The following is a 24,244-nucleotide window of genomic DNA, read 5'->3' as shown; positions in this document are numbered from 1 at the left end:
CGCCGCGGCTGGGATGGGGGCATGTTCACCTACGCCGACCCTCGCGCCTGCCCGTCGTGCCGCGGTCCGCTGCTGCAGCCCGCCCCTGCCGACCACCGCTGCGCCGCCTGCGGGGTCGCGGTGGGCCACCCGCTGGCCGCCGAGGTGTTCGCGGCCCTGCGGCACACCGACGCCGTCGTCGGCCGGCTGCGGTCCGCCACCACGGCCCCGCGCCCGGCCGCACCGGTCCTCCCCCAGCCGGTCACGGCGCCGGCGCGGGTGCCGGTGCAGCCGGTGCAGCCGCGCCAGGGCGTGCGCGGCTCCTCGGTCCCGGCGGTCCTGCTCGGCGTCGGCGCGCTGTGCCTGCTCGTGGCGTCGGTGATCTTCCTGGCCGTCGCCTGGTCCTGGCTCGGCCTCGGCGGTCGTACGGCGGTCCTGGTCGGCCTCACGGGCGTGGCCGGTGCCGCGTCGGTCGTGCTGGCCGGGCGCGGGCTGCGGGTGGCGGCCGAGGCGCTGGCCGCGGTCGCCCTCGGCCTGCTGGTGCTCGACGTCGTCGGGGCCGTGCGGGCCGGCTGGGTCACCACCGGTCCGGCGGGCTCGACCGTGCTGACCGGCCTGGTGCTGGCCGCCGCGGGCGGCGGACTGGCCCTGGTCGCCGCCGGGGGCCGGCGGCTGGCCGTGCCGCAGGTGGTCGGCGTCGGTGGGCTCGCCACCGCGGCCCTCGCCCTGCCCTCGGTCGCCGGGCACCCGCTGGTGGTCCCGACGGTCGCCGTCGTCGCCCTGGTCGCCCTGGCCGCGGCCGCGCGTCGCGTCGGCGACCTGCTGCCCACGGTCGTCACCGCGGCGCTGGGTGCCGCCGTCACGTGGGGCCAGCTGGTCGTCGTGGGCCTGGTCGGCCTCGTCGAGGTCGACGAGCTGGGCGTGGCCGCGCTCGCCGGCTCCCCGTCGTACGTCGGGCTGCTGGGCGCCGCGGTCCTGCTGCTCGCGCCGGTGGTGGTCGTGCGGGCCGAGGTCGTGCGCCAGCTCGCCGTCGCGGCCGCCGGGTCCGCGGCCACCCTGCTCCTGGCCCTGCCCGCCCTCGACGAGGGCCCGACCACGGTCGCCGCGACGTCGGTCGTCGCCGCCGCGCTGTGGACCGCGGCGGCCCTCGTGGTCCCGCGCCGCCGGGTCGCCGCCGCCCTCGTGCCCGGCGTGCTCGCGGCGCTGCCCGGGCTCGCGGTCGCCGCCGCCCTGGCCGGTCAGGCCCTGGCCGCCGCCCTCGACCCGACGACCGGCCTGCGGGCCGCGCCGGCGGACGCCGTGGCCGGGCCGTGGCTGGTCGGCCCGGCGCTGCTCGTGCTGCTCGGCCTGGTCGCCGCTCCGCTGTCCCGGGCCGGTCGCCTCGTCGTCCTCCGCCTCGTGCCCGCCGCCCTCGTGGCCGCGACCGCGGTGGGGCTGGCCCTCGGGGGCTCCTCCGTGGTGCTGCTGGTCGCGCTCGTCGTCGCCGGCGCCGCGGCGTACGCCGTCGACGGGCTGCGCCGCGGCGACGCAGCCGGTGTGGCGCAGACGGGTCTGGCCGCGACCGTCACCGTGCTGGCCCTCCCCGTGGCCGCGGCGTCCACGCCGCTGGTCCTGCTGCCGCTGCTGGTGCTGGTCGCGGTCGCGACGGGCCTCGCGGTCGCGGGTCGCGCACCGGGCGCCGCCGAGCTCGGCCTGCTGCTGCTCGCGCCTGCGCTCGCCGGGCTGACCTGGGTGCTCGGCGACCTGGCCGGCCTCGACGCCGGGCGTGCGGTGCCGGTGCTGGTGGTGCTCACCGCGGCCGCACTGGGTCGCCCCCGGGTCGAGCTCGAGGTGTCCGCCGCCGTGGCGGGCACCGTCGCGGTCCTCACCGCGCTGCCGATGGCCGGCGCCGAGCAGACCAGCCTCTCCCTCCACCTCACGCTCGCCGGCGCCCTCGTCGGCACCCACGCGGTCGTGCACGCCTCGCGCCGTCGGCTCGCGTGGGTCGGCTCGGCGCTGGTGCTCGCCGGCCTGTGGGTGCGGCTCGCCGACCTCGGGGTCGAGGTCGTCGAGGGCTACACGCTCCCGGCCGCCGGCCTGCTCCTGCTCGCCGGAGCGCTGCGGCTGCGCCGCGACCGGTCGGCCTCGACCGCGCTCGCGCTCGCGCCGGGCCTGCTGCTCGCGACGGTGCCGTCGCTGCTGCACGTCCTGGCCACCGACCCGGTCTCGCCGCGCGCGCTGCTGCTCGGGCTGGCCTGCCTGGTCCTGGTGCTCGGCGGCGCGTCGCTGCGCTGGAGCGCGCCGCTCCTCGTCGGCGCCGCGGTCGGCACCGTGCTGGTGCTGGCCGAGCTGGCGCCGTACGCCGCCGCGACCCCGCAGTGGGTCGTGATCGCCCTGGCCGGCGCGGTGCTGGTCGCGGTCGGCACGACGTGGGAGCGCCGCGTCGTCGACGTGCAGCGCGCTGCGCACTTCGTGGGCCGGCTGCGCTAGCCGTCGTGTCCCGCGGGGTAAGTGGGGTCGGCGGGGTCCCAGAAGCAGGCGGCCACGTCGACCGCGGCGCCCGAGCGGCGCAGCGGCGTCCCCTCCTCCCGATAGGCCTGCCGGGCCTCGTCGTGGTGGCTCGGCGGCAGCGAGCCGTCGGCGCGCACGACCCGCCACCACGGCACCGGCGCGCCGTGCCGGGCCAGCACGTTGCCGACCAGGCGGGGCCCGCTGCCCACGACGTCGCCGATCGCGCCGTACGTCGTCACCCGGCCGCGCGGGACCGCCTCGACGAGGGAGAGCACCCGCTCGACGTACTCCTCGTCGGCCCGCACCACGTCGAGGAGGCTTCCACACCTCGACCGCCCGTGACGAGGCCCCGCCCGGCAGAGCCGGACGGGGCCTCGGGGTGGCGCGGGGTGGATCAGAGGATCGGGTCGAACGGCTCCGTGCCCGGGGTCAGCTGCAGGCCGGCGATGCCGGAGTGCTGCTGGGCGTAGGCCAGCTCCTTGGCCAGGTCGCCGATGTTGTTGGACAGCGGCAGCGGCGCCAGGCCGAGCGTCGACAGGGTGCCGATGGCCTTGCCGTCGGCCGAGACGAAGGCCGAGCCGGAGTCACCGGGGACGCCGGGGGTCACGGTGTAGAGCGGGTGGCTCCAGCCGCCGTCGGCGGCGTCGTCACCGAGGCTGATGCCGGTCTTGGGCGAGAGCAGCTCGATGCCGGCGCGCAGGCTGGAGTTGCCGTAGGAGTAGACGCGGTCTCCGGCGACGGTGCCGTCGGTGTCGATGCCGGTCGGGCCGCCCCAGAACGGGATGCTCGGGTTGACCTTGCCGACGTCGGCCGCGCTGACCTTGACCAGGGCGAAGTCGTTGTAGGCGCAGGTGTTGCTGGCGGGGTCCTCGCCGCGGGCGCGCATCGTGCGCCACGAGCTGTAGGCCAGGGTGCCGGTGCCGACCTGGGTGCCCTCGCCGAGCAGCGAGCCGCCGCGGTTGAAGGTCACGGTGGTGCCGATCGGCACGGACTCGTTGAGGCAGCCGTTGGTGTCGGTGGCCGCGCCGGTGCCGGCGCAGTGGGCGGCGTACCCGACGTAGACGCCGCCGGAGGAGTCGGTGAAGACGAAGTTGCCGGTGCACTGGGCGCCGTTGGTGTACATCTGCACGCCCGGGGCGATCTGGGCGGTGGCGGCGGGGGCGAACGCGGTGGTGCGGGTGACGGCCGCGGTGCTCGGCGCGGCGCCGACCAGCGAGGTCGCGAGGGCGACGGTGGTGCTGGCGGCGGCAACGGCGATCTTCGTGGTCAGGCGCATCGTCGGGTCGGACCTCTCGTCGTGCCCCGGACCGCGGTGTCGGCCGCCCGGGACGCTGGGTGTGTGACCTACCCAACGAAGCACCCCCCGAACGGGTTACGGCCGGGTGGTCATTCCTGACTAGGGAGTGACCACCCGGCCGCAAGGGTCCGGTACGGGAGGAGCGTCAGTACGACGGCTGGCTGGGGTCGATCTGGTTGACCCAGGCCACGACGCCGCCGCCGACGTGCACGGCGTCGTCGTACCCCGCGCCCTGGACGATGGCGAGCGTCTCGGCCGAGCGCACGCCGGACTTGCAGTGCATGACGACCTGCTTGCCGGAGTCGACCGGCGGCAGCTTCTCCAGCGCGGAGCCGTTGAGGAAGTCGCCCTTGGGGATCAGCACCGAGCCCGGGATCTGGTTGATCTCGTACTCGTTGGGCTCGCGCACGTCGACGAGCACGAAGTCGCGGGTGCCCTCCTCGCGCTCCTTGAGCATGTGCTCGAGCTGGGTGACCGAGATGGTGGACCCGGCGGCCGCGTCGGCGGCCTCCTCGCTGATCGCGCCGCAGAAGGTCTCGTAGTCGATGAGGCCGGTGACGGTGGGGTTGTCGCCGCACAGCGCGCAGCTGGGGTCCTTGCGGACCTTCAGCTTGCGCCACTCCAGCTCGAGGGCGTCGTAGATGACGAGCTTGCCGACGGCCGGGTCACCGATGCCGGTGAGCACCTTGATGGCCTCGTTGACCTGGATGGAGCCGATGCTGGCGCACAGCACGCCGAGCACGCCGCCCTCGGCGCAGCTGGGCACCATGCCCGGCGGCGGGGGCTCGGGGTACAGGCAGCGGTAGCACGGCGCGTCGGGACCGGACGAGGGCCAGAAGACCGAGGCCTGGCCGTCGAAGCGGTAGATCGAGCCCCAGACGTAGGGGATGCCGAGGAAGTAGGCCGCGTCGTTGACCATGTAGCGGGTCGCGAAGTTGTCGGTGCCGTCGACGATGAGGTCGTAGCCCTCGAAGACCTGCATCACGTTGTCGTTGTCGAGGCGCTCGGGGTGCACCACCACGTCGACGTACGGGTTGGCCTCGGCGATCGACTCCCGGGCCGACTCGGCCTTGGACTTCCCGATGTCGGACTGCCCGTGGATGATCTGGCGCTGCAGGTTGGACTCGTCTACCTCGTCGAACTCCGCGATGCCGAGCGTGCCGACGCCCGCCGCGGCGAGGTAGAGCAGCGCCGGGCTGCCGAGCCCCCCGGCGCCGATGACGAGCACCTTGGCGTTCTTCAGCCGCTTCTGCCCGGTCATGCCCACGTCGGGGATGATCAGGTGGCGGCTGTAGCGGCGTACCTCGTCGATGGTCAGCTCGTCGGCCGGCTCGACCAGCGCGGGAAGGCTCACGGGTGGACTCCTCTGTCGTGGGCTCGGAGGGGGTGCTGCAGGGGCGTGCCTGGGTGGGAACGCCCGCGGTGCGCTCCATTGTTCCCCCGGCCCGGGAGGCGCCCGCGCGCCGACCCGCGATCCGGACCCCGCGCGCCCACCGCGTAGGCTCGCCGCCGTGGCGACGACATCGACCGGCCTCGACGGCGCCCGGCCCCGCGGCGGCCGGCTGCCCCGGCGCGAGCGCCGCGTGCAGCTGCTGGAGTCGGCCCTCGAGGTCTTCGTCGAGCACGGCTACCACGCGGCCGCGATGGACGAGATCGCCGACCGCGCCGGGGTCTCCAAGCCGGTGCTCTACCAGCACTTCCCGGGCAAGCTCGAGCTCTACCTCGCGCTGCTCGACGCCGCCTGCGACGCCGTCATCGCCAACTGCCACGCCGCGCTGGAGTCGACCCACGACAACAAGCTGCGCGTCGGCGCGGCCATGGGCGCCTTCTACGACTACGTCGGCCGCGACACCGGTGCGTTCCGCCTCGTCTTCGAGTCCGACCTGACCAACGAACCGGCCGTGCGCCAGCACGTCGAGCGGGTCACCACCGAGTGCGCCGCGATGATCGCCGACGTCATCCGCGAGGACACCGGCCTGCCCGACCCCGCCGCTCGCCTGCTCGCCGTCTCGCTCGTCGGCATGGCCCAGGTCAGCGCCCGCTACTGGCTCGCCGAGGCCGGCGGCCTCGACCGCGAGCAGGCCGTCGCCCTGGTCTCGGGCCTGGCCTGGCGCGGCATCCGCGGCTACCCGCTGACCGACTGACCGACTGACCGACGTTCCACCCCAACAGCCCAGACCAACAGAAGGAGGCCTCCCGTGGAGGTCAAGATCGGCGTCCAGCACTCACCCCGCGAGCTCGTCGTGGACACCGGCGACTCCGCCGAGGACGTGGAGAAGCGCATCGCCGAGGCCGTCTCGGCCGAGGGCGTCCTGACGCTCACCGACAGCAAGGGCCGCAAGGTCATCGTCCCGGCCGCCAAGATCGCCTACGTCGAGATCGGCGGCGGCGTCGCCGGCACCGTGGGCTTCAGGTCTTGATGGTCGGCCGGCGACGGTCCCCTGACCCGACCGCCGCCGGCCGACGTGCCTCGCTGCGCTCGACGGTCGGTGCGGACGTGCCTGCTGCTGTGAGCTAGCTGTCCAACCCGAGCTCGGCCATGCGCTCGGCGTGGCGCTCGGTGAGGCGGGTGAACATCCGCCCGAGCGCCGCGAGGTCGAGGCCGGGACGGTCCACGCCGCCGGTGAGCAGGGCGGTGAGCGAGTCGCGGTCGACCGCGACGCGCTGGGCCTGGGTGAGGGCCTCGCCCATCAGCCGACGGCCCCAGAGCGCGAGCCGGCCGCCGACCCTGTGGTCGGCGGCGATGACCGCGCGCACCCGGTCGACGACGAACGCCGAGTGACCGCCGTCCTCGTCCATCGAGACGACCACCAGGTCGCGGGTGGCGGGGTCGAGGAAGGCCGCGATCTCGCGGTAGAAGTCGTTGGCCAGCCCGTCGCCGACGTAGGCCTTGACCATGCCCTCGAGCCAGTCGGCCGGGGCGGTGTGACGGTGGAAGGCGTCGAGGGCGACCCGGAACGGCGCCATCGCCTCGAACGGGTCGGCGCCGAGCTCGCGCACCCGGTCGTGCAGCGGCGCGACCTTGGTCAGCTCGTGGGCGGCCATCTGTGCCAGCGCCAGCTTGTCCTCGACGTCGGGCGCCATCTTGGCGTCCTCGGCCAGCCGTTCGAAGGCCGAGATCTCGCCGTAGGAGATGACGCCGAGCAGGTCGACGACGGCCGCGCGGTAGCCGGGGTCGTCGCCGAAGATCGCCTCGGGCGCGGCGGATGCAGCCATGTCCTCACCCTATCGATAGACTGACCCCTGCATGTGCGCGGTTGACCCGCCTGCCGGCGACGCTCCGTCGCTGTTCTGCACCACTGACATCGCGGGGTCGGCCGCACAGCCACGACCGACCCGAAAGCAGTGCTGTGACCACCTTCCGTGAGCTCGGGGTCCTCCCCGAGATCTGCGACGCGCTCGAGCGCGCCGGCATCACCACCCCCTTCGCCATCCAGGAGATGACCCTCTCCGTCGCCCTGATGGGCACCGACCTGATCGGCCAGGCCCGCACGGGCACCGGCAAGACCCTCGCCTTCGGCATCCCGGTGCTGCAGCGCTCGGTGGTCTCGACCGACCCGGCGTACTCCGACCTCCCGCAGGGCAAGCCGCAGGCCCTCATCGTCGCCCCCACCCGCGAGCTGGCGCTGCAGGTCTCCAACGACCTGCACCTGGCCAGCGCCGACCTCGGCCTGCGCGTCCTGACCGTGTACGGCGGCGTCGGCTACGACACCCAGCTCGAGACCCTCGAGAGCGGCGTCGACATCGTGGTCGGCACGCCCGGCCGCCTCATCGACCTGGCCAACCGCCGGGCCCTCGACCTCTCCCACGTGCACGCCGTGGTGCTCGACGAGGCCGACGAGATGCTCGACCTCGGCTTCCTGCCCGACGTGCAGCGGCTGCTGTCGATGACGCCCGAGACCCGCCAGACCATGCTGTTCTCGGCCACCATGCCGGCGGCGATCGTCGCGCTGGCCCGCACCCACATGCGGCACCCGATGAACATCCGGGCCGAGTCGTCCTACGACACCACGATGGTGCCGGCGACCGCGCAGTTCATCTACCAGGCCCACGACCTCGACAAGCCCGAGATCATCGGGCGCATCCTGCAGGCCGAGGACGCCGACAAGTTCATCGTGTTCACCCGCACCAAGCGCCAGGCGCAGCGAGTGGCCGACGACCTGGCCGAGCGCGGGTTCAGCGCCTCGCCGCTGCACGGCGACATGGCGCAGGTGGCGCGCGAGAAGGCGCTGGCCAAGTTCCGCGAGAACAAGATCCGGGTGCTGGTGGCCACCGACGTCGCGGCGCGCGGCATCGACGTCGCCGGCGTCAGCCACGTCATCAACTACACCTGCCCCGAGGACGACAAGACCTACGTCCACCGCATCGGCCGCACCGGCCGCGCGGGCGCGACCGGCACGGCGATCACCTTCGTCGACTGGGCCGACCTGCACCGCTGGAAGATGATCAACAAAGCACTCGACCTGCCCTTCGACGAGCCGCAGGAGACCTACTCCACCAGCGAGCACCTGTTCCACGACCAGGGCATCGCGCCCGGCACCAAGGGCCGTGTCGTCGACCCGGCGCCGGTGGAGCGCAAGCCCCGCGAGGACCGCGAGCCCCGGGAGTCCCGCGAGCGCCAGCCGCGCGAGCGCAACCGCAACCGGACGCGCACCCGCAGCGGCGCGACCGTCGTGACCGAGACCACCGAGTCCCCCGAGGCCGCCACCGCGGCCGCCACCGGTGAGGCGGGGTCCGCACCCGCCGGCGACGGCGAGGGCCGCTCGTCGTCCAACCGCAACCGCAACCGTCGTCGGCGCCGCAGCCGCTCCGGCGGCGGCCAGGGCGGCGCCGCGGCCGAGAGCGCCTCGACCGACGCCTGATCCGCGCTCGTACGACGGCCCGCCGCCCCCCGGGGCGGCGGGCCGTCGTCGTCGGGCCCCCGGTGGGTCAGACGACGACGACGGTGGTGCCGAGCGGGGCGAAGGCCCACAGGGCCTTGGCGTCGGCGGTGGTCTGGCGGATGCAGCCGTGGGACTGCGGGGTGCCGAGCTCGGCCTTGGTCTGCACCCGCTCGCCCTCGTCGACCGGGATCGTGTGGAAGCCGATGGCCGCGCCCGACGGGCCCTGGGTGAACCGGACGAACCACTTCATGGTGCCGGAGTCGTCGATGCCGACGGCGTCCTCGGAGCGGGAGTAGACCTGGTAGGTGCCCGGGTCGAGGTTGTCGGTCAGGCTGCCGGAGACGAGGTAGGTGCGCCGGACCTTGCCGGCGTCGCCGACCAGCCAGACCCGCTGCTCGGACTCGCTGAACACGATGCGGCGGCCCTCGCCTGACTCGGCCGGCAGGGGTGCCGGGTCGGCCGTCTCGGACGACGCCCCCGAGCCCGACGCCGGTGGCACCTCGGCCGCGGACGGGCCCGGCGTGGACTCCCCGGCGGACTCCTCGCTGGACCCACCGGTGGAGGGCTGGACGGCGGTCTCGTCGGCGACCTGGACGGCGTCGACGGCGACGACGGCCGGGTCGGGCTGGTCGCCGGCCGAGGACGGCAGCACCCCGAGCCCCCCGAGCATGGCGACCGCGGTCGTGGCCAGGGAGACGCCGAGCACGGCGAGACGGCCCCAGCGGGGCCGGTAGGAGGGCGGCGCCTCGCCGCGGTGACGGCTCACGCGCCCGCTCGTGCGGCGCGAGCAACGAGGTTGGCGGCGACCTCGCGGTAGGCAGCCGCGCCCTTGCTGGTGCGGCTCGTGGCCAGGATGGACCGCCCGGCCGCCGGCGCCTCGGCGAACTTGATCGTCTTGGGGATCGGCGGCTCGACGACCTCGAGGTCGTAGGTCTCGGAGATGGTCTCGAGCACGGTGCGCGCGTGGGTGGTGCGGCCGTCGTACAGCGTGGGGAGGACGCCCCACACGGCGAGGTCGCGGTTGGTGAACCGGCGGACGTCGTGGACGGTGTCGAGCAGCTGGCCGACACCGCGGTGGGACAGCGTCTCGCACTGCAGCGGGATGAGGACGCCGTCGGCGGCGGTCAGCGCGGCGACCGTGAGCACGCCCAGCGAGGGCGGGCAGTCGAGCAGGACCCAGTCGAAGTGGACGTCCTTGGCGGCGAGGTCCTCCAGGACGCCGCGCAGCACGTGCTCGCGGCCGGTGCGGGTGAGCAGGTCGGCCTCGGCGCGCGCGAGCTCGATGGTCGCGGGCAGCAGCGAGACGCCGTCGTCGGTCTCGATGACGACCTCGGTCGGGTCGAGGCCCTTGGTCAGCACGTGGTGGACCGAGAGCTCGAGGTCCTCGGGGTCGATGCCCAGGGAGAAGGTCAGGCAGGCCTGGGGGTCGAGGTCGACCAGGAGGACGGAGTGCCCGAGCTCGGCCAGCGCCGCACCGATCGAGGCGACGCTGGTCGTCTTGGCGACGCCGCCCTTCTGGTTGGCGATCGCGAGGGTGGTGCTCGGGCGCGAGGGACTCATCGGGGCTCATTCTGCCCGACCGCGCCGCGGGCGGGTGGGAGGCGGCGGCGGGGCGTCGGCCACAATCCGGTCATGCCCACCGCCTCCTCCACCTCCACCGCCCTGGTCACCGGTGCCACCGTCGGCATCGGGCACGCCTTCGCCGTCCACCTCGCCCGTCGCGGCCACGACCTCGTGCTGGTCGCCCGCGACGAGGTCCGGCTCGAGGAGGTCGCCGCCGCGCTGCGCGCCGAGCACGGCGTCGGCACCGAGGTGCTGGTGGCCGACCTGGTCGTGCCCGAGCAGCTGGCGCTGGTCGAGGAGCGGCTGCGCGACGACGCCCGGCCGGTCGACCTGCTGGTCAACAACGCCGGGTTCGGGCTGAAGAAGCGCTTCCTCGACAACCCGGTCGACGACGAGGTCGCGATGCTGGAGGTGCTGGTCACCGCCGTGCTGCGGCTCAGCCACGCCGCGCTCGGCGGCATGACGGCCCGGGGCCGGGGCGGGGTCATCAACGTCTCCAGCGTGGCGGCGTTCCTGCCCCGCGGCTCCTACTCCGCCGCCAAGGCGTGGGTCAACAGCTTCAGCGAGTGGGCGGCCAACGAGTACCGCTCCGACGGCGTGACGGTGATGGCGCTGTGCCCGGGCTTCACCAAGACCGAGTTCCACGAGCGGATGCAGGTCAAGCGGGGTGACGGGTTCCTCTGGCTCGACGTCGACTTCCTGGTGCGCCAAGCCCTGAAGGACTACGACAAGGGGCGGACGTACTCGATCCCCGGCATGCAGTACAAGGCGATCACCGGTCTGACCCGGGTCGTCCCGTCGCGGGCGCTGCAGACGCTGCAGTCCCTGGGCCGGAAGTAGGACCGAGCACCGCCGGCGTCGTCCGGCCCGAGGCGGCCGACGCCGCGGCGGCCAGGTCGACCAGCCGCTCGTACTCCCACGGCGCCGTGGTGTGGCACCCCAGGTCGTGGTGGGTCTTGCCGAGGCCGTGGTGGTCGCTGGAGCCGGTGGCCACGAGGCCGAGGTCGCGGGCCAGCGCCCGGAGCTCGGCGCGCACGTCGGGGTGCTCGTGGTCACGGTGGTCGACCTCGATGCCCGCGAGCCCGAGGCGGGCCAGCCGCTCGATCTCCCGCGGGGGCAGGGCCCGGCGGCTCCCCCGGCCCCACGGGTGGGCGATGACGCTGACCCCACCGGCGGCGGCCACAGTGGCGATCATGTCGTCGAGCGGGGCGGCGTACCGGTCGACGTACGCCGGCCGGCCCGGCGAGAGCCAGCGGGCGAAGGCCTCGTCGCGGTCGGCGACCACGCCGAGCCGGATCAGGGCGTCGGCGACGTGGGGGCGGCCGGGCACCTCCTGGGCCACGACGTCGTCGGCCGTGATCTCGATGCCGTGGGCCTGCAGGGCCTCGATCATCGCGGGCGCGCGGGTGCCGCGACCGGCCACGATCCGGTCGAGCTCGCGCGCCAGCCCGGGGTGGGTGGGGTCGGGCAGGTAGGCCAGCAGGTGCACGCCGCCACCGGGGTGGTGGGTGCTGACCTCCATGCCCCGCACCAGCTCGATCCCGGTGGCCTCGGCCGCCGCCACCGCCTCGTCCCAGCCGGCCGCGGTGTCGTGGTCGGTGATCGCGACGACGTCGAGGCCGGCGTCGGCCGCCGCCTGCACGAGCTCGGTCGGCGACTGCGTCCCGTCGCTGACGCGGGAGTGGGTGTGGAGGTCGATGCGCACCCGCCCAGCCTGCCCGCTCACCAGGAGGGCGCGGGACCCCCGAACGGCAGCTCGACCAGCTCCGGGCCCCGCCGCGACACGTCGCGCAGGATCCAGTCGTCGCGCAGCAGCAGCAGCGCGGAGGCCGGCCGCAGCACCATCCACAGCCACCGTCCCTCGGCCTCGCCGGCCACGACGGAGCGGTCCCACTCGGCGCTGCCCAGGCACGTCGAGACCGGCCACAGGGGCACGACCTGGCGCTCCAGGCGCACCCGCACACCGGGTGGGCCGTGGCCGACCTCGGGGCCGGGGTCGCCGTGCCGGGTGCCCGCGATCCGTGCGCCCAGGCCGGTGCCGGCCTCCTCGCTGACCACGACGACGTCGACGGGGCCGTCGAGCGCGCTGGTGCCGCTGGTGCAGGTCATCGTCGCCCGCACCCGCTCCGGCTGGGCCCCGACGACCGCGAAGTCGCTGACGGTCCAGCCCGGGCTCATCGGCCACGGCAGGTAGGTCGGGAAGGCGGTCGTGCGACGCAGGTGCTCCCCGAACGCGTCGTACGACGCCTCGTCGGGCCGCCACAGGGGGTCGATCTCGGCGTGCTCGACGCACACCCACCCCGCGGGGGTCTCGGTGACCGGCGCGGCGCAGCGCGGGCACCCCGCCGAGAGCGTCATGCACCTACGGTCGTGGGCCGCCCGACCACCGTCAAGCGCTCAGCTGTTCCACCGCAGGACGGCCGGCTCGCCGCGGTCGTCACCGAGCACGGAGACGGTGGCGGTGTCGAGCACGAAGTGCCGCCCGTCGGCCGCCGGCAGGCCGAGCCAGCGCGCCGCGAGCACCCGCAGCGAGTGGCCGTGGGCGAAGGCGAGCACCGGTCCGACGGCGTCACGGGCACGCGCGACCACCCGGTCCAGGCGCGCCCCGACCTCCTCGGGCGACTCGCCGCCGGGGCAGCCGTCGGTCCAGATCGACCAGCCCGGGCGGTCCTCGCGGATGTCGACCGTGGTGACGCCCTCGTACTCGCCGTAGGCCCACTCGGCCAGGTCGTCGTCGACGTCGGGCTCGGCGAACCCCGCCAGCTCCGCCGTGCGCCGGGCACGCTGCCGCGGGCTGCTCAGCACCAGCACCGGGTCGAGCCCGGCCAGCCGCGGCGCGAGCGCGCGGGCGTCGTCCTCGTGCTCGGGCAGCAGCGGGAGGTCGGTGACCGAGGTGTGGCGGCCCGCCTTGCTCCACTCGGTGGGACCGTGCCGGACCAGCCAGAGCTCGCTCACGCGGCTGAGACTAGGCCGGGCGGACGCGCCAGGCTCCCCCGGGATGCCCCGGACCCGCGCCCCGCCGGCGGCACTAGGGTGCGGGCGACCGCTGCACCCGGAGGAGAGACCTGTGACGAACGACCGCGACGACACCTTCGCCGGCCGGGAGGACATCCTGCGGCTGTGGTACGAACGGTTCTACTCCTCCACCTCGGCCACGGCCAACGGGTCCGTGTTCGAGCGCTACATGCACCGGGCCATGGAGGCCCGGCACGGAGCGTCCGTCTCGTTCAGCCAGGTGCTCGAGGTCGGGGGCAACCGCGGCGAGCACGTGCCCTACGTCCGGCACGGGTTCGACCGGTACGTCCTGTCCGACCTGTTCCCGCCCGACGTGAGCGGCGTGGACCTCGACCCCCGCGTGGAGGCCGAGACAGCCGACGTCCAGGACCTCCCCCACGACGCCGACAGCTTCGACCGGGTCGTCGCGACCTGCCTGCTCCACCACGTGCCCGACCCCTTCGCCGCGCTGAAGGAGCTGCGCCGGGTCGTCCGCCCCGGAGGCGGCATCACCCTCCTGGTGCCGACCGACCCCGGCTGGAGCTACCGCACGGCGCAGCGATTGACGTCGGGGCGGGCGGCGCGCAAGCGAGGGATCGGCGAGTTCTTCGAGCTCGTCCACGCGGTCGACCACCCCAACCACTTCGACTCGCTCCAGCGGCAGGTGCGCTACGTCTTCCGGCACGACCGGGTCCGCACCACGTGGCGCCCGCTGGGGGTCCCGCTGTGGAACCTCAACCTCTTCACGGTCACCGACGTGACGGTCTCGGCCCGCCCCTGACCCCGGTACGCCGGGGCCGGACCTCTCACTCGGCCTGGGTGGGGCCCGCCCAGTTCTTGTCGGGCTGGGGCACCGGGCGGCCGGGCTGCTCGCCGCCGCGGGACTCGAGGTAGGAGTTCTTCGGCACCATCACCTTGCGGCGGAAGATGCACACGACCTTGCCGTCCTGGTTGTAGCCGATGGTCTCGACGTGGACGACGCCCCGGTCGTCCTTGCTCTTGGACTCCCACTTGTCGAGCACGGTCGTCTCGCCGTACAGCGTGTCGCCGTGGAAGGTCGGCGCGACGTGGCGCAGCGACTCGATCTCGAGGTTGGCGATCGCCTTGCCGGAGATGTCGGGCACCGACATGCCGAGCAGGATGGAGTAGACGTAGTTGCCGACCACGACGTTCTTGCCGAACTGGGTCGTCTCCTCGGCGTAGTGCACGTCGAGGTGGAGCGGGTGGTGGTTCATGGTGAGCAGGCAGAACAGGTGGTCGTCGTACTCGGTGACCGTCTTGCCGGGCCAGTGCTTGTAGGTCGCACCGACCTCGAACTCCTCGTAGCTACGACCGAACTGCACGGCTGCTCCTCACTGGTGTGGGCCGGGACGCCGGTCATCCTCGCAGCCGCGGGGCCCGTGGGAAGGGCGGTCCGACGTGACCCCTCTCACCCGTGCCGCGCCGTGCCGCGCCGTGCCGTGCCGACGGTCAGGAGCCGCCCCCGCCCGCCTTGCGCCGGTGCACCTGCGGGGCGGCGCCGCCCGCGACCTCCGGCCCGTGGGCCTTCTCGTGCGTCGGCCCGTCCTCGTGGACGCCCTTCGCACGGGTGTTCTTGCGATCGAGCGCCTCGCGCATCTTGGCCTTCAGGTCCTCGTTCGTCATGGCCCCACCCTCGCACCGGACGCCGGGACCGTCGACCGAGTTCTCGACCCGCCTCGCGCCCGTACGGCGAGGTGCCGGTGCGGCGGCCGACCTGTGCCTACCCTGTGTCGGCACCCCCCGACCCCGCCCAGCCCCGACGGACGACCCGACATGGACGCTCCCCCGCCCCGCCCCGGACGACGGACGGTGCTGCGCACCGCCTCGGGCGCGCTCGGCGGCACGCTCCTCGCGGCCTGCACGGGCGGCCCGGACGACCGCGCCCGGCCCCCGGCCGGGCCCGCGCCCTCGACCGGGGCGACCGGGCCGGTGCCGGCGGGGCGACCGGGCGGGCGTCGTACGCGGCACAACGTGGTCGTGGTCTCCGTCGACGACCTCGGGTGGCGCGACCTCGGCTGCTACGGCAACACCTTCAACGAGACCCCCCGCATCGACGCCCTCGCCGCCACGGGCGTCCGGTTCACCCAGGCCTACAGCGCGGCACCGGTGTGCTCACCGAGCCGGGCCGCGCTGGTCACCGGTCGCTTCCCGGTCCGCACCGGCGTCACCGACTTCCTGGGCCCGGCCGACGAGCCGAGCGACACGTTCCTGCGGCCGGGCATCCCCACCGTGGCCGACCTGCTGCGGACCCGCGGGTACGAGAGCGGGCTGGTCGGCAAGTGGCACCTGAGCGAGGACTACCTGACCCCGCTCGACGAGCGGGAGGGCAGCCCGCGGGCCGACGGGTTCGACGACGTCCGGCTGACCGAGGAGCGGTACATCGGCCGGGGCGACTACTCCGCGCCGTACGACTTCATGGAGACGGTGCGCCCCCTCACCGACGGCGAGCACCTCACCGACCGGCTGGCCGTCGAGGCGGTGTCGTTCCTCGACGACCACGCCGACCAGCCGTTCTTCCTGCACCTGTCCAACTACGCCGTGCACACCGAGCTCGCGGGCCCGCCCGACCTGGTCGAGAAGTACCTCGCCAAGCCGGGCTCCGGCGGCACCCGCGCGGAGGCCGAGCTGGCCGCGATGCTCGAGCGCGTCGACGCCCAGGTGGGCACCGTGGTCGACGCGCTGCGCGAGCGGGGGCTCGCCGAGCGCACGCTGGTGGTCCTGCTCTCCGACAACGGGGGGTCGTTCCCCGCCACCAACGCCCCGCTGCGGGGCGGCAAGGGCGACCTGTACGAGGGCGGCATCCGGGTGCCGACGATCGCGGCGTGGGCCGACGGCCGGCGACCGGGCCGGGTCGTCGACACCCCGGTCATCACGATGGACGTCGTGCCGACCGCCCTCGACCTCGCCGGGGCAAGCCGGACGCGAGCCCGCGCCGAGCTCGACGGCATCAGCCTGGCCCCGCTGCTGCTGCCCGGCCGCGGCCGGCTCGCGCCGCGCGAGGCGCTCTTCTGGGACTTCCCGCACCACTTCGCCGGCCGCCCCCCGCGCTCGGCCATCCGGGTCGGCGACCTCAAGCTGGTGCAGCTGCTGCGCGACGGCCGCGCCGAGCTGTACGACCTCGGGCGCGACCCCGGCGAGACCCGCGACCTGGCCCGCAGCCGCCCCGGCGACAGACGGCGCCTCGCAGCGCTCCTCGACCAGCACGTCCGCGAGCTCGAGGTCGTCCCGCCGGCCCCGGGCCGACGGGCCTACCCGCAGGCCGGCGGCCGGGTCCGGTGGCGCGAGGCCGACGTGCTGACCGTGCTGGACCGCAGGGGCGGGGCGTCGGCTCGGCCCGACGGGCCGCGGCTCCGGCTGTCCTTCCCGCGCACCGCCCAGCTGGTCGTGCGCACCGACGTCGCGCCCGCCACCGACCGGGTCGTCGGGGTGCTCGACCTCGGCGACCTCGGCGACCTGGGCGAGCGGCGCCTGCCCCTGACCCTGCAGCTCGGCCTCGCGGTCGACGAGGACACGTTCCTGTTCATGTACTACCGGCACGACACCCGGTCGGTCGGCTGCAACATGCGCCGCGACGGCGAGGAGCTGCGCGCCGTCCGGCCCCAGGCGCTCGACGGCACCGTCGACCTCGGCGGACCCCGCGCCCGGCTGGCCTTCGTCCTCGACGGCGCCACGTCGACGGCGTACGCCGACGAGGGGCGAGGCCGGGGCTGGGAGTACCTGCTCTCCGTCGACACCTCCGGCGACCTGGACTGGCGCGACGACGAGCTGCGCGGACGGGCGCGGTGGGCGCTCGGCGCCCGGGGTCGACGCGCCGAGGTCAGCGTGGGGCGGCTCCGGGTCCGCTCCCGCTAGGACCTCGGCCCGGCGAGGGCCAGGAGGTCGGCGGCGGGACCAACGTCGAGTCCGGTGCGCTCGAGGGCGGTGCGCAGCAGGGTGCGACCACCGTCGGGGTGGTCGGGCGCGAGGTCGGCGCGCGACAGCCCGCGCACGGCGTCGAGCATCGCCGCCAGCGCCTCGAGGTCGGCCGCGGGCGGCGCGGGCCGGGACGTCGTCGTTCCGTCGGCGGGCGGGGGCACCTCGACCAGGAAGCCCAGCTCGCGGGCCTGCTCGACGTCCTCGAACCGCAGCCGGTGCAGCCGGTGCAGGTAGTCGGCGACGACGTCGTCGGGCAGCCCGGCGCCGAGCAGGGCCCGCACCGCGTTGACCTCCGGGGTGGACGCGGCGTCGTCGCGGGTGGTGCGGCGGGCCAGCACGGTGCGCTCGCGCACGAAGTCGTCGTACGCCGCCCCGGCGCCGCGCAGCACGGCCAGGCCGGGCACGGGCGGGGCCGCCAGGGCCGCGCCGTCGGGGCCGTGGGGCTTGTGCCCGCCGCCGAGGCGGACGTCGGCGCGCACCCGCACCGCCGGCGTGCCCTTGACCGGGCCGCGGAACCAGGACCGGTTGTTGGGCCGGCCGACCAGGCCCAGGGCGAGGAGCACGAGCAGCTCGGGCCGCTCGAGGGGCCTCTTGGCCCACGTCGTCGTGCCGGGCTCCCCCGCGGCGTCGTGCGCCACGGCCTCGAGCGCGCCGAGGCCGGCGACCTGCCGCTCGGCCGGGAGGGCGTCGAGCACGCCGTGGTCGACCAGCGCGGTGTCGTCGGGCCCGACCCGGACCACCCACCGCGCCCAGGCGAACGGCGCCAGCAGCACCCGCACCAGGTTGGCGTCGGCCACGGGCTCGGTGCCCCGGACGACGACGACGTGGTCGAGCCCGTGGGCGCGGTTGCGTCGCGCGACGTCCCCGGTGTCGACCGAGCCGTCGTCGGTCAGCACCCCGACGATCACCGGACCGCCCCCGTCCCGGCTCCCGCGGCCGCGTCGAGCAGCGCGGCGGCGGCCCCGGGCGGCACGCCCGTGGCGTCCAGGGCGGAGCGCAGGACGTCGAGACCGCCGCTGGGGTGCTGCACGTTGAGGGGCCGACGCGGGAGCGGTGCGGCCGCGGCCAGGAGGGCCTCGAACGCGGCGAGGTCGGCCGGCGGGGCCGGCTCCGGTCGGTGGGTGCCCTGGTCGGCGCGGACCTCCTGGAGCAGGCCGAGCTCGAGCAGGGTGTCGAAGTCCTCCCGGGTCGTGCGCTCGTAGATGCGGCGCAGGTAGCGGTCGGTGGTCGCCTCGTCGAGGCCCATCGTCACCAGGTGGCGCATCGCGTTGAGCACCGGGACCTTGTCGCGCCGGTAGACCACCCGGGAGCCCGACGCGGTGAGGGTGCGGAACTTGCGCACGAACTCCTCCGCCGTGGCCGAGTCGTGGTGCAGCACCGCCAGGCCGTCGTACGACGCCGCGCGGCTCGCGCCGCCGCCGTCGGTGGCGTGGTGGATGCCGAGGCGCTGGTCGGTGCGCAGCCGCACGCCGACCTTGCCCTGCACGTGGCCGTGGAAGTAGGCCTTGTTGGTGGGCTCGGGGATGACCTCGAGGGCGAGGAGGAGCGAGAGCTCGCGCTTGGCCAGCAGCCGCTTGAAGTGGGTGACCTCGCCCTCGGGCCACGCCTCGCGCGAGACCGCCTCCCACGGAGGCATCCGGAACGTCTCGCAGTCGGCCGGCAGCCCGTCGACCACCGACTGGTCCAGCAGGGCCACCTCGTCGCCGTCGACGTGCACCAGCCACTCCGCCCAGCCGAACGGGGCCAGGAGCACCCGCGCGAGGTTGGCGTTGTGCTGCTGGCGCTGGTTCAGCCCGTCGGGGCGGTGGGGCCACCAGTCCCCGCCCGTGCGGACGTGGGTGACCGCGGGGTGCTCGTCGAGCACGGCCTCGGCCTCCGCACCGGTGTCCTCGGTGAAGACGACGAGGTGGTCGACCCCGTTGGCGAGGTTGCGGCGGCAGAACCGCGCCACGTTGGCCGCCGAGTCCTTGACGGTGCTGACCGAGACGATCACGGGCGAGATCCTCGCACGGACCCCGGCCGGCACTGCCGCTCCCGCCGCTACAGTGTCGGCCGATGGAGAGGCGCGCGTTCATCCACCTCGGCTCCCCCAAGACGGGCACCACCCACCTGCAGAACACCGCGTGGGCCTCCCGCGACGTGCTGGCCGCGGCCGGGGTCCACCTGCCGCTCGCCCGTCACGACCACTTCCTGCTGGCCGAGGCGCTCCGCGCCGACGACGTGGCGCCGCACGACCTCGCCGACCGGCCGGTGCTGCGCCGGCTGGCCGACGACCTGGCCGCGCACCCGAGCGGCGACGTCCTGCTGACCCACGAGCTGCTCTCGCACGCCCTGCCCTCGCACCTCGACGTGCTCCTCGACCTGCTGGCCGGCTTCGAGGTGCACCTGGTGCTCACGGTGCGCGACTACCAGCGGCAGGTGCCCTCGGAGTGGCAGCAGTTCGTCAAGACCCAGCACATCGCGACCTACCGCAACTTCCTCGGCCGCATCCGCGACAACCCCGACCACGTCTTCTGGCGCGGCCAGGACTACCAGGCCGTGCTCGCCCGGTGGAGCCGCGGCGTGCCGGCCGGGCGGGTGCACGTGGTGACCCTGCCGCCGGCGGGGTCACCGCCCACGCTGCTGGCCGAGCGCTTCTTCGGCCTGCTGGGGGTCAACGCCACGACCTTGCGCGCCGGTGCCGCCGGCCGGAGCAACGCGATGCTCGGCTTCGAGCAGGCCGAGCTGCTGCGCCAGGTCAACCGCGCCCTGCCGGACTCGCTGCTGGACCAGCGCCGTCGCTACGCCCGGCTGGTCAAGGACTGGCTGGCCGAGACGGTCCTCGCCGCCCAGGACGGCACCCGCATCGTCCTGCCGCGCGAGCGGCTCGACTGGTGCCGGGAGGTCACCGAGCGGCAGGTGCGCGCCCTCGAGGCCGCGGGGTACGACGTCGTCGGGTCGCTCGACGAGCTGCTCCCCGGCGACGACGCCCCGGAGGACCTGCCGAGGCCGCTGCCCGACGCGGTGCTGCCCGCGGCGGTCGCGGCCCTGGCTGCCGCCGTCCTGCAGCGCGGCGAGGACCTCGACAGGATCGCCGCGCTGGAGCGGCGCGTCGCGGAGCTCGAGGAGGCCGCCGGGGGCACCGAGGCCGGCGGTGGCGACGGTGACGGCGACGGTGACGGGGCCCGGGGGCCGCGCGGGGTGCTGCGGCGGCTGCGTCAGCGCTGAGCGCGCTCGTGCTCGCGCCGGGCCCGCTGCGCCGCCCGCGCCTCGATCGTCGCGGCCAGGACCCCCGCCACGCGTCGTACGACGGTGTCGAGGTCGCCGTCGAGCGACGGGAGCCCGTCGGGCGCCGGGTCGACGCCGAGGTCGCGGCCGATGGCGACCGCGCCCGCCAGCACCGCGTGCGCGGCGTCGCGCACCTCGGCCTCCGGGGCGAGCCGCGGGCGGTCACCCGGGTCGAGGGACAGGTCGTCGGCCACGTGGGTGGGCAGGCCGCTGCGGTCACCGACCACGACCGTGCGCTCGCCGGCCACGGTGAGGGTGCGGGCGTTGAGGTCAGCGGCGGCGACCGCGGTGGGGCGGTCGTTGCGGGGCCGGGTCTGGCCCTCGCGCAGGTCGAGCAGGTGCTCGCGGGTCAGGCGCCGCAGCACCCAGCGGTAGTCGGGTGTCGGCGTGGCGTCGAGGGCGGCGTTGACGCGGACGAGCAGCTCGCAGGAGCCGTAGCCCAGCTGCGGGTTGTCGAACTCGACCTCGGTGGTCGTGCGGGCGGGGTCGACGCCGAGCACGTCGGCGAAGCGGTCCCAGAGCACCGAGCGCGGCAGGCCGGCCGCGGGCGGCGGCACGAGGAGGGTGGTGAAGCGGTCGCGCTCGACGGAAGCCGACCACGCCCGGACCATCCGCGGGACGTCCTGGGTGCGCCGGAAGGGGCGCCCGGCCGGGTCCTTGGTGCCGGCCATGAACGCGCGCACGCCCACCGCGAACTCGGGCCACGTGTACTGGAAGCCGTTGGCGGTCAGGGCGTTCCACTGGGACGGCAGCGCCCGCATCGCGTCGCGCACCGTGATCACGACGTCGACGTCGAAGTCGGCGAGGGACTCGACGATCCGCCGGGCCCCGACCTGGCGGGCGAAGGAGAGGAACTCCATCGAGACCACGCCCCCGACGCTCCCGGGCCGGGCCGCCTGCTCGCGCAGGTCGTCGACGAGGGCGGCCCAGCGCCGCGACGCGGTCGCGGGTGGCACGTCGTCGGCGGCGGGGTTGGCGATGGAGACGCCCGGCAGCGCGAGGACCTCGGTGGTGGCCTGCACGACGCGGCGCTGCTTCGGGACGTACCAGCCGAGCGCACCGAGCGCGTCGACGTTGGCCGCCAGCACGTTCTGCAGGTAGGTGGTGCCGGTCTTCATGGCGCCGATGTGCACCACCAGGCGGGGTCGCTGCGCGCTCGTCATGGTGCGGCGAGCCTAGTGGCCCCAGTCGACCGGGAGGCCGTGGCCACGGGACCGGGCCAAGTGCTCCTCCACCCCGCCCGGCCACGTGCGCAGCACCAGCCAGAACGCGTGCTCCTCCTCCGCCGTACGACGACGGGGCTCGAGCTGCAGGTGGGCGAAGGCGCGGGTGGGCGTCGACGCCGCGCCGAGCTCCTCGGTCCGGGCGAGCACGTCGGCGCGCTCGGCGTCGTCGAGGTACTGCCACATCACGCTGTGCCACAGCACCGTCACGGTGCCCTCGACGAGCTCGAGGCCGTCCACGACGTCGCGGGCTCCCGCCCGGCGGACCTCGACCGGCGCCTCCTGCGCCAGCCGGAGCGCGCCGCGCAGCCGCTCGAGCCGGACGCGCATGTCGGCCCAGACGTAGGCCGTGAGCACCAGCCGGCCCTCGGTGCCGGTGGCGTCGACCGGCCGGAGGTCGGAGCCGACCCGCTCGACGACCTCGGGCCAGGTGGCGCCGCCGTGCCACGGGCCGGGGCCGGTCCAGGCGCCGTCGAGCGCGACCGGGGAGCCCTCGTCGCCGTGCCAGGCGCCGGTGTCGTCGCAGAACCGGAACCGGTCGCCGAGCAGGTTGAGCCCGCCCGAGGACCCGATCTCCACCAGCCGCACGGGCAGCCCGGTGCGTCGCACCACCTCCAGCAGGCCCGCCAGCAGACCGGCCGCCCGGCCGACCTCGTTGGTCTGCGGAGGCCGGTCGAGCCACTCCCGGACGGCGGCCGGCTGGTCGGCCACGAGGTCGCGGAAGGCCGTCCAGCACCCCTCGGCCTCCCACGTGCCCCCGACGCTCGGGTAGTGCAGGGCCAGCGCGGGAGCCCGGCGCTCGAGGACGAGCCGGTGGACCGAGCCCATCAGCCGCAGCGCGATCGCCGAGGGACCCGGGTCGTCCTCGTGCCCGGCCAGGACCGCGCGGAACGGCGCGGCCTCCTCCCCGCCCGCGAGCAGCGCGTCGGCCACGCGGCCCAGCAGGTCGGCGTACATCGGGGACCCGAGCTCGGCGCAGGCCTCCGCCTGCCGGCGGAACGCGGGTCCGAGCTGCACGGGCTGATCGTAGGGCGTCCGGATCCTCCGGCTCCGGTCGTGCTCGTGCCGAGCCAGGCCGGCCGGTGCGCCTGCACGAAGGCCCGCGCGACATGCCCGTGCGAGCACCTGGCGCGCCCGCCGAGGCGAAGAACGCCTGGTCCGCTCGCTCCCAGGACACCCGCTGGTCGCTCCGCTCGACCGCGGTCCGGCGAAACAGACCGGCAGCGATGGCGGACACCCGCCGATGCTGGGTCGGTCAGGCCTAAGAACGCGTGCTGATGCCCCCGCCCACCGGTGGTGGGCGGGGTGTGGGGCTGGGTGGTCAGGGTTCGGCGGAGCGGTCGACGACGTAGGTCGCGCCTGCGGGGCTGTGCCACTCGAAGACCCCGGGTCTGAGTTGCTGGTAGGTCCAGGGGCTGTGGGTCTTGGCGCGATGGTGGGCTCGGCAGAGCCGGGCGAGGTTGCTGGACCTGGTCTCGCCACCGGAGTCGTGGGGCCGGATGTGGTCGCGGTCGGTGCGGCGCCGATTGCAGTGAGGGAACACGCACCGTCGGTCGCGGAGGTCGACCTGCTCGGCCAACGTCGGTGACGGCGTGTAGCCGCTGCTGGTGAGGTCGGCGGCCAGGTCGATGACGGGACGTACGTGCGCGCCGGTGTCGAGCCACGTCGCGACCTGCTCGGCCATGGCCTGGGCAGCGGTGGGGTCGCCGCCGGGGAGGTCCAGGACGGGCGTGATGGTGACCTGGGTGCCGGGCTGGCGGCACCACGAGGCGAGCTGCTCGGCCGTGATGGTGGTGCTGGTGGTCTCGACGACGTCGGAGTCCGAGCGCAGGTGCGCGTAGACCGTGACACCGCGACCGGTGGTGGTCTCGAGGTCGAGCGCCAGCTGGGCGCGGGCGATCTCGCCCACCGCAAGGGCCCGACGGGCGTCCCAGGACTCCGTCGACCCGAGGTCACCGAGCTGGGCCGCCACGCCGGTGACGGCCGTGTCGAGGTCGACCGCGTCGGCCAAGTCGAGCGTGCCCGTCACCTCGACCGTGCCGTCGATCGAACGGACGTGGTCGAGGTGGACGTCGAACCGGCGGTGCTCCAACGCCGCCAACCTGCGGCGCTCCACCTCCTCGGGACAGTGCGCGGCCAGCGCGGAGGCGACGGTGCGGTCGACCTGCGCGAACGTGCACGAGTGCGCCGTCGGCGCCAGCGCCCGGTCCACCTCCGCCGCACCCGCGGGCAGGAGCTGCTGGGTCTGCTCAGCGATCCGGAACGCCTTCCACACCGGCACCTCCAGCGCCACCACCCGCGCCCACAGGCGCGGGAGGCGGTGGCGCAGCTCGAGGGCGCTGCCGACGTACACCGCGCATGAGTCGGGCGAGCGGCCCAGCACGCAGGCCAAGTCGTGGGTGTCGAACTCGCTGACCCACGGACACCCCGGCCCGCCGAGCTGCAGACCCGGGGTCATCGTGTTGATCGACGCCTCGGCCCCGAACACCTCGTGGGCCGCGCACCAGTCGAGCACCGCGACGAGCTCGGCAACCTCCTCGCGCAGCTTGCGACCGCGCGCCCGCGCCACGGCGGCGAGGGCCGGGTCGAGGAGGCGGCTGGTGGGCATGTCA

At 75.0% G+C, this 24,244-nt stretch carries 24 protein-coding genes; 8 read left to right on the top strand and 16 right to left on the bottom strand.

What is annotated here, in order from left to right; all coding sequences use genetic code 11:
- The first annotated feature begins 21 nt into the window (after positions 1 to 21).
- Positions 22 to 2,448: an SCO7613 C-terminal domain-containing membrane protein gene (locus FJQ57_RS05930; RefSeq protein WP_139978242.1), complete on the top strand. Its 2,427-nt coding sequence runs from the start codon at positions 22 to 24 to the stop codon at positions 2,446 to 2,448.
- Here FJQ57_RS05930 and FJQ57_RS05925 read toward each other — a convergent pair.
- From FJQ57_RS05925 to moeZ, 3 genes are all read right to left on the bottom strand, one after another.
- On the bottom strand, positions 2,445 to 2,777 hold the full coding sequence (locus FJQ57_RS05925) for an MGMT family protein (protein WP_342775367.1): 333 nt from the start codon (positions 2,775 to 2,777) through the stop codon (positions 2,445 to 2,447). The two genes, FJQ57_RS05930 and FJQ57_RS05925, sit on opposite strands and share 4 nt — an antisense overlap.
- A gap of 86 nt (positions 2,778 to 2,863) precedes the next feature.
- Positions 2,864 to 3,745 (bottom strand): hypothetical protein, encoded by an 882-nt coding sequence (locus tag FJQ57_RS05920; protein WP_139978241.1) that lies wholly within the window; start codon positions 3,743 to 3,745, stop codon positions 2,864 to 2,866.
- Positions 3,746 to 3,911: 166 nt separating this feature from the next.
- The gene (moeZ, locus tag FJQ57_RS05915; RefSeq protein WP_139978240.1) at positions 3,912 to 5,120 is read right to left on the bottom strand and encodes an adenylyltransferase/sulfurtransferase MoeZ; all 1,209 of its coding nucleotides are present in this window, start codon (positions 5,118 to 5,120) and stop codon (positions 3,912 to 3,914) included.
- A 157-nt stretch (positions 5,121 to 5,277) separates the two neighbouring features.
- On the opposite strand from moeZ, the gene FJQ57_RS05910 reads away from it, so the two are divergent.
- Together FJQ57_RS05910 and FJQ57_RS05905 are read left to right on the top strand one after the other, a co-directional pair.
- Positions 5,278 to 5,910 (top strand): TetR/AcrR family transcriptional regulator, encoded by a 633-nt coding sequence (locus tag FJQ57_RS05910; protein ID WP_246081607.1) that lies wholly within the window; start codon positions 5,278 to 5,280, stop codon positions 5,908 to 5,910.
- A gap of 54 nt (positions 5,911 to 5,964) precedes the next feature.
- The gene (locus FJQ57_RS05905; protein ID WP_139978238.1) at positions 5,965 to 6,186 is read left to right on the top strand and encodes a DUF3107 domain-containing protein; all 222 of its coding nucleotides are present in this window, start codon (positions 5,965 to 5,967) and stop codon (positions 6,184 to 6,186) included.
- A gap of 94 nt (positions 6,187 to 6,280) precedes the next feature.
- Here FJQ57_RS05905 and FJQ57_RS05900 read toward each other — a convergent pair whose 3' ends face one another.
- Positions 6,281 to 6,982 (bottom strand): ferritin-like fold-containing protein, encoded by a 702-nt coding sequence (locus FJQ57_RS05900; RefSeq protein WP_139978237.1) that lies wholly within the window; start codon positions 6,980 to 6,982, stop codon positions 6,281 to 6,283.
- A 224-nt stretch (positions 6,983 to 7,206) separates the two neighbouring features.
- Between FJQ57_RS05900 and FJQ57_RS05895 the strand changes: the two genes are divergently transcribed.
- Positions 7,207 to 8,628, top strand: a complete 1,422-nt coding sequence (locus FJQ57_RS05895; RefSeq protein WP_246081681.1) for a DEAD/DEAH box helicase — start codon at positions 7,207 to 7,209, stop codon at positions 8,626 to 8,628.
- 67 nt (positions 8,629 to 8,695) lie between these two features.
- Here FJQ57_RS05895 and FJQ57_RS05890 read toward each other — a convergent pair whose 3' ends face one another.
- Both FJQ57_RS05890 and FJQ57_RS05885 read right to left on the bottom strand, forming a co-directional pair.
- On the bottom strand, positions 8,696 to 9,415 hold the full coding sequence (locus FJQ57_RS05890) for a L,D-transpeptidase (protein WP_139978235.1): 720 nt from the start codon (positions 9,413 to 9,415) through the stop codon (positions 8,696 to 8,698).
- Complete coding sequence (locus FJQ57_RS05885; protein WP_139978234.1) at positions 9,412 to 10,209, bottom strand: ParA family protein; 798 nt, start codon at positions 10,207 to 10,209, stop codon at positions 9,412 to 9,414. Before FJQ57_RS05885 ends, FJQ57_RS05890 begins: the two co-directional genes overlap by 4 nt.
- A gap of 72 nt (positions 10,210 to 10,281) precedes the next feature.
- Between FJQ57_RS05885 and FJQ57_RS05880 the strand changes: the two genes are divergently transcribed.
- Positions 10,282 to 11,052: an SDR family NAD(P)-dependent oxidoreductase gene (locus FJQ57_RS05880; RefSeq protein ID WP_139978233.1), complete on the top strand. Its 771-nt coding sequence runs from the start codon at positions 10,282 to 10,284 to the stop codon at positions 11,050 to 11,052.
- Here the strand turns inward: FJQ57_RS05880 and FJQ57_RS05875 are convergent.
- Genes FJQ57_RS05875 through FJQ57_RS05865 form a run of 3 tightly spaced genes read right to left on the bottom strand, consistent with a single transcriptional unit; the run spans position 10,985 to position 13,167 of the window.
- The gene (locus FJQ57_RS05875) at positions 10,985 to 11,917 is read right to left on the bottom strand and encodes a PHP domain-containing protein (protein WP_139978232.1); all 933 of its coding nucleotides are present in this window, start codon (positions 11,915 to 11,917) and stop codon (positions 10,985 to 10,987) included. The two genes, FJQ57_RS05880 and FJQ57_RS05875, sit on opposite strands and share 68 nt — an antisense overlap.
- Before the next feature lie 17 nt (positions 11,918 to 11,934).
- A complete protein-coding gene (locus FJQ57_RS05870) occupies positions 11,935 to 12,570 on the bottom strand; it encodes a DUF6758 family protein (protein WP_139978231.1) in 636 nt (211 codons plus the stop codon).
- A 39-nt stretch (positions 12,571 to 12,609) separates the two neighbouring features.
- Positions 12,610 to 13,167 carry a histidine phosphatase family protein gene (locus FJQ57_RS05865; protein WP_139978230.1) on the bottom strand — a complete coding sequence of 186 codons (558 nt, stop codon included), beginning with the start codon at positions 13,165 to 13,167 and terminating at the stop codon, positions 12,610 to 12,612.
- A 112-nt stretch (positions 13,168 to 13,279) separates the two neighbouring features.
- Here FJQ57_RS05865 and FJQ57_RS05860 point away from each other — a divergent pair, with 112 nt between their 5' ends.
- Complete coding sequence (locus FJQ57_RS05860) at positions 13,280 to 13,987, top strand: class I SAM-dependent methyltransferase (protein ID WP_170219289.1); 708 nt, start codon at positions 13,280 to 13,282, stop codon at positions 13,985 to 13,987.
- A gap of 25 nt (positions 13,988 to 14,012) precedes the next feature.
- On the opposite strand, the gene FJQ57_RS05855 is transcribed toward FJQ57_RS05860, so the two are convergent.
- Together FJQ57_RS05855 and FJQ57_RS22285 are read right to left on the bottom strand one after the other, a co-directional pair.
- The gene (locus FJQ57_RS05855; protein ID WP_139978228.1) at positions 14,013 to 14,549 is read right to left on the bottom strand and encodes a MaoC family dehydratase; all 537 of its coding nucleotides are present in this window, start codon (positions 14,547 to 14,549) and stop codon (positions 14,013 to 14,015) included.
- Between the two features lie 127 nt (positions 14,550 to 14,676).
- Positions 14,677 to 14,850 (bottom strand): DUF5302 domain-containing protein, encoded by a 174-nt coding sequence (locus tag FJQ57_RS22285; protein WP_170219288.1) that lies wholly within the window; start codon positions 14,848 to 14,850, stop codon positions 14,677 to 14,679.
- Between the two features lie 150 nt (positions 14,851 to 15,000).
- Here FJQ57_RS22285 and FJQ57_RS05850 point away from each other — a divergent pair, with 150 nt between their 5' ends.
- Complete coding sequence (locus FJQ57_RS05850) at positions 15,001 to 17,079, top strand: sulfatase (protein WP_139978227.1); 2,079 nt, start codon at positions 15,001 to 15,003, stop codon at positions 17,077 to 17,079.
- Here FJQ57_RS05850 and FJQ57_RS05845 read toward each other — a convergent pair.
- Together FJQ57_RS05845 and FJQ57_RS05840 are read right to left on the bottom strand one after the other, a co-directional pair.
- Entirely contained in the window at positions 17,076 to 18,038 is a 963-nt protein-coding gene (locus tag FJQ57_RS05845) for a hypothetical protein (protein WP_139978226.1), read from the bottom strand. The genes FJQ57_RS05850 and FJQ57_RS05845 overlap by 4 nt on opposite strands.
- Before the next feature lie 8 nt (positions 18,039 to 18,046).
- Entirely contained in the window at positions 18,047 to 19,135 is a 1,089-nt protein-coding gene (locus FJQ57_RS05840; RefSeq protein ID WP_170219287.1) for a glycosyltransferase family 2 protein, read from the bottom strand.
- 62 nt (positions 19,136 to 19,197) lie between these two features.
- Here FJQ57_RS05840 and FJQ57_RS05835 point away from each other — a divergent pair, with 62 nt between their 5' ends.
- Positions 19,198 to 20,349 carry a hypothetical protein gene (locus FJQ57_RS05835; RefSeq protein WP_139978224.1) on the top strand — a complete coding sequence of 384 codons (1,152 nt, stop codon included), beginning with the start codon at positions 19,198 to 19,200 and terminating at the stop codon, positions 20,347 to 20,349.
- Here FJQ57_RS05835 and FJQ57_RS05830 read toward each other — a convergent pair.
- From FJQ57_RS05830 to FJQ57_RS05820, 3 genes are all read right to left on the bottom strand, one after another.
- Entirely contained in the window at positions 20,340 to 21,572 is a 1,233-nt protein-coding gene (locus FJQ57_RS05830; protein WP_139978223.1) for a hypothetical protein, read from the bottom strand. The genes FJQ57_RS05835 and FJQ57_RS05830 overlap by 10 nt on opposite strands.
- Positions 21,573 to 21,584: 12 nt before the next feature.
- Positions 21,585 to 22,649, bottom strand: a complete 1,065-nt coding sequence (locus FJQ57_RS05825; protein WP_139978222.1) for a DUF2332 domain-containing protein — start codon at positions 22,647 to 22,649, stop codon at positions 21,585 to 21,587.
- 304 nt (positions 22,650 to 22,953) lie between these two features.
- A complete protein-coding gene (locus FJQ57_RS05820; RefSeq protein WP_139978221.1) occupies positions 22,954 to 24,240 on the bottom strand; it encodes an HNH endonuclease signature motif containing protein in 1,287 nt (428 codons plus the stop codon).
- Positions 24,241 to 24,244 lie beyond the last annotated feature (4 nt).

The organism is Nocardioides litoris (assembly GCF_006346315.1).
In the GTDB taxonomy this organism is placed as follows: Bacteria; Actinomycetota; Actinomycetes; order Propionibacteriales; family Nocardioidaceae; genus Nocardioides; species Nocardioides litoris.
The sequence above is the reverse complement of the archived record's forward strand: the minus strand, read 5'-3'. Positions and strand labels throughout refer to the sequence as shown.

Bases quoted from the DNA above. Each gene is read 5' to 3' on its own strand.
- FJQ57_RS05930 (WP_139978242.1), top strand. From the start codon at position 22: ATGTTCACCTACGCCGACCCTCGCGCCTGCCCGTCGTGCCGCGGTCCG.
- FJQ57_RS05920 (WP_139978241.1), bottom strand. From the start codon at position 3,745: ATGCGCCTGACCACGAAGATCGCCGTTGCCGCCGCCAGCACCACCGTC.
- FJQ57_RS05900 (WP_139978237.1), bottom strand. From the start codon at position 6,982: ATGGCTGCATCCGCCGCGCCCGAGGCGATCTTCGGCGACGACCCCGGC.
- FJQ57_RS05895 (WP_246081681.1), top strand. From the start codon at position 7,207: ATGACCCTCTCCGTCGCCCTGATGGGCACCGACCTGATCGGCCAGGCC.
- FJQ57_RS05885 (WP_139978234.1), bottom strand. From the start codon at position 10,209: ATGAGTCCCTCGCGCCCGAGCACCACCCTCGCGATCGCCAACCAGAAG.
- FJQ57_RS05880 (WP_139978233.1), top strand. From the start codon at position 10,282: ATGCCCACCGCCTCCTCCACCTCCACCGCCCTGGTCACCGGTGCCACC.
- FJQ57_RS05870 (WP_139978231.1), bottom strand. From the start codon at position 12,570: ATGACGCTCTCGGCGGGGTGCCCGCGCTGCGCCGCGCCGGTCACCGAG.
- FJQ57_RS22285 (WP_170219288.1), bottom strand. From the start codon at position 14,850: ATGACGAACGAGGACCTGAAGGCCAAGATGCGCGAGGCGCTCGATCGC.
- FJQ57_RS05850 (WP_139978227.1), top strand. From the start codon at position 15,001: ATGGACGCTCCCCCGCCCCGCCCCGGACGACGGACGGTGCTGCGCACC.
- FJQ57_RS05835 (WP_139978224.1), top strand. From the start codon at position 19,198: ATGGAGAGGCGCGCGTTCATCCACCTCGGCTCCCCCAAGACGGGCACC.
- FJQ57_RS05830 (WP_139978223.1), bottom strand. From the start codon at position 21,572: ATGACGAGCGCGCAGCGACCCCGCCTGGTGGTGCACATCGGCGCCATG.
- FJQ57_RS05820 (WP_139978221.1), bottom strand. From the start codon at position 24,240: ATGCCCACCAGCCGCCTCCTCGACCCGGCCCTCGCCGCCGTGGCGCGG.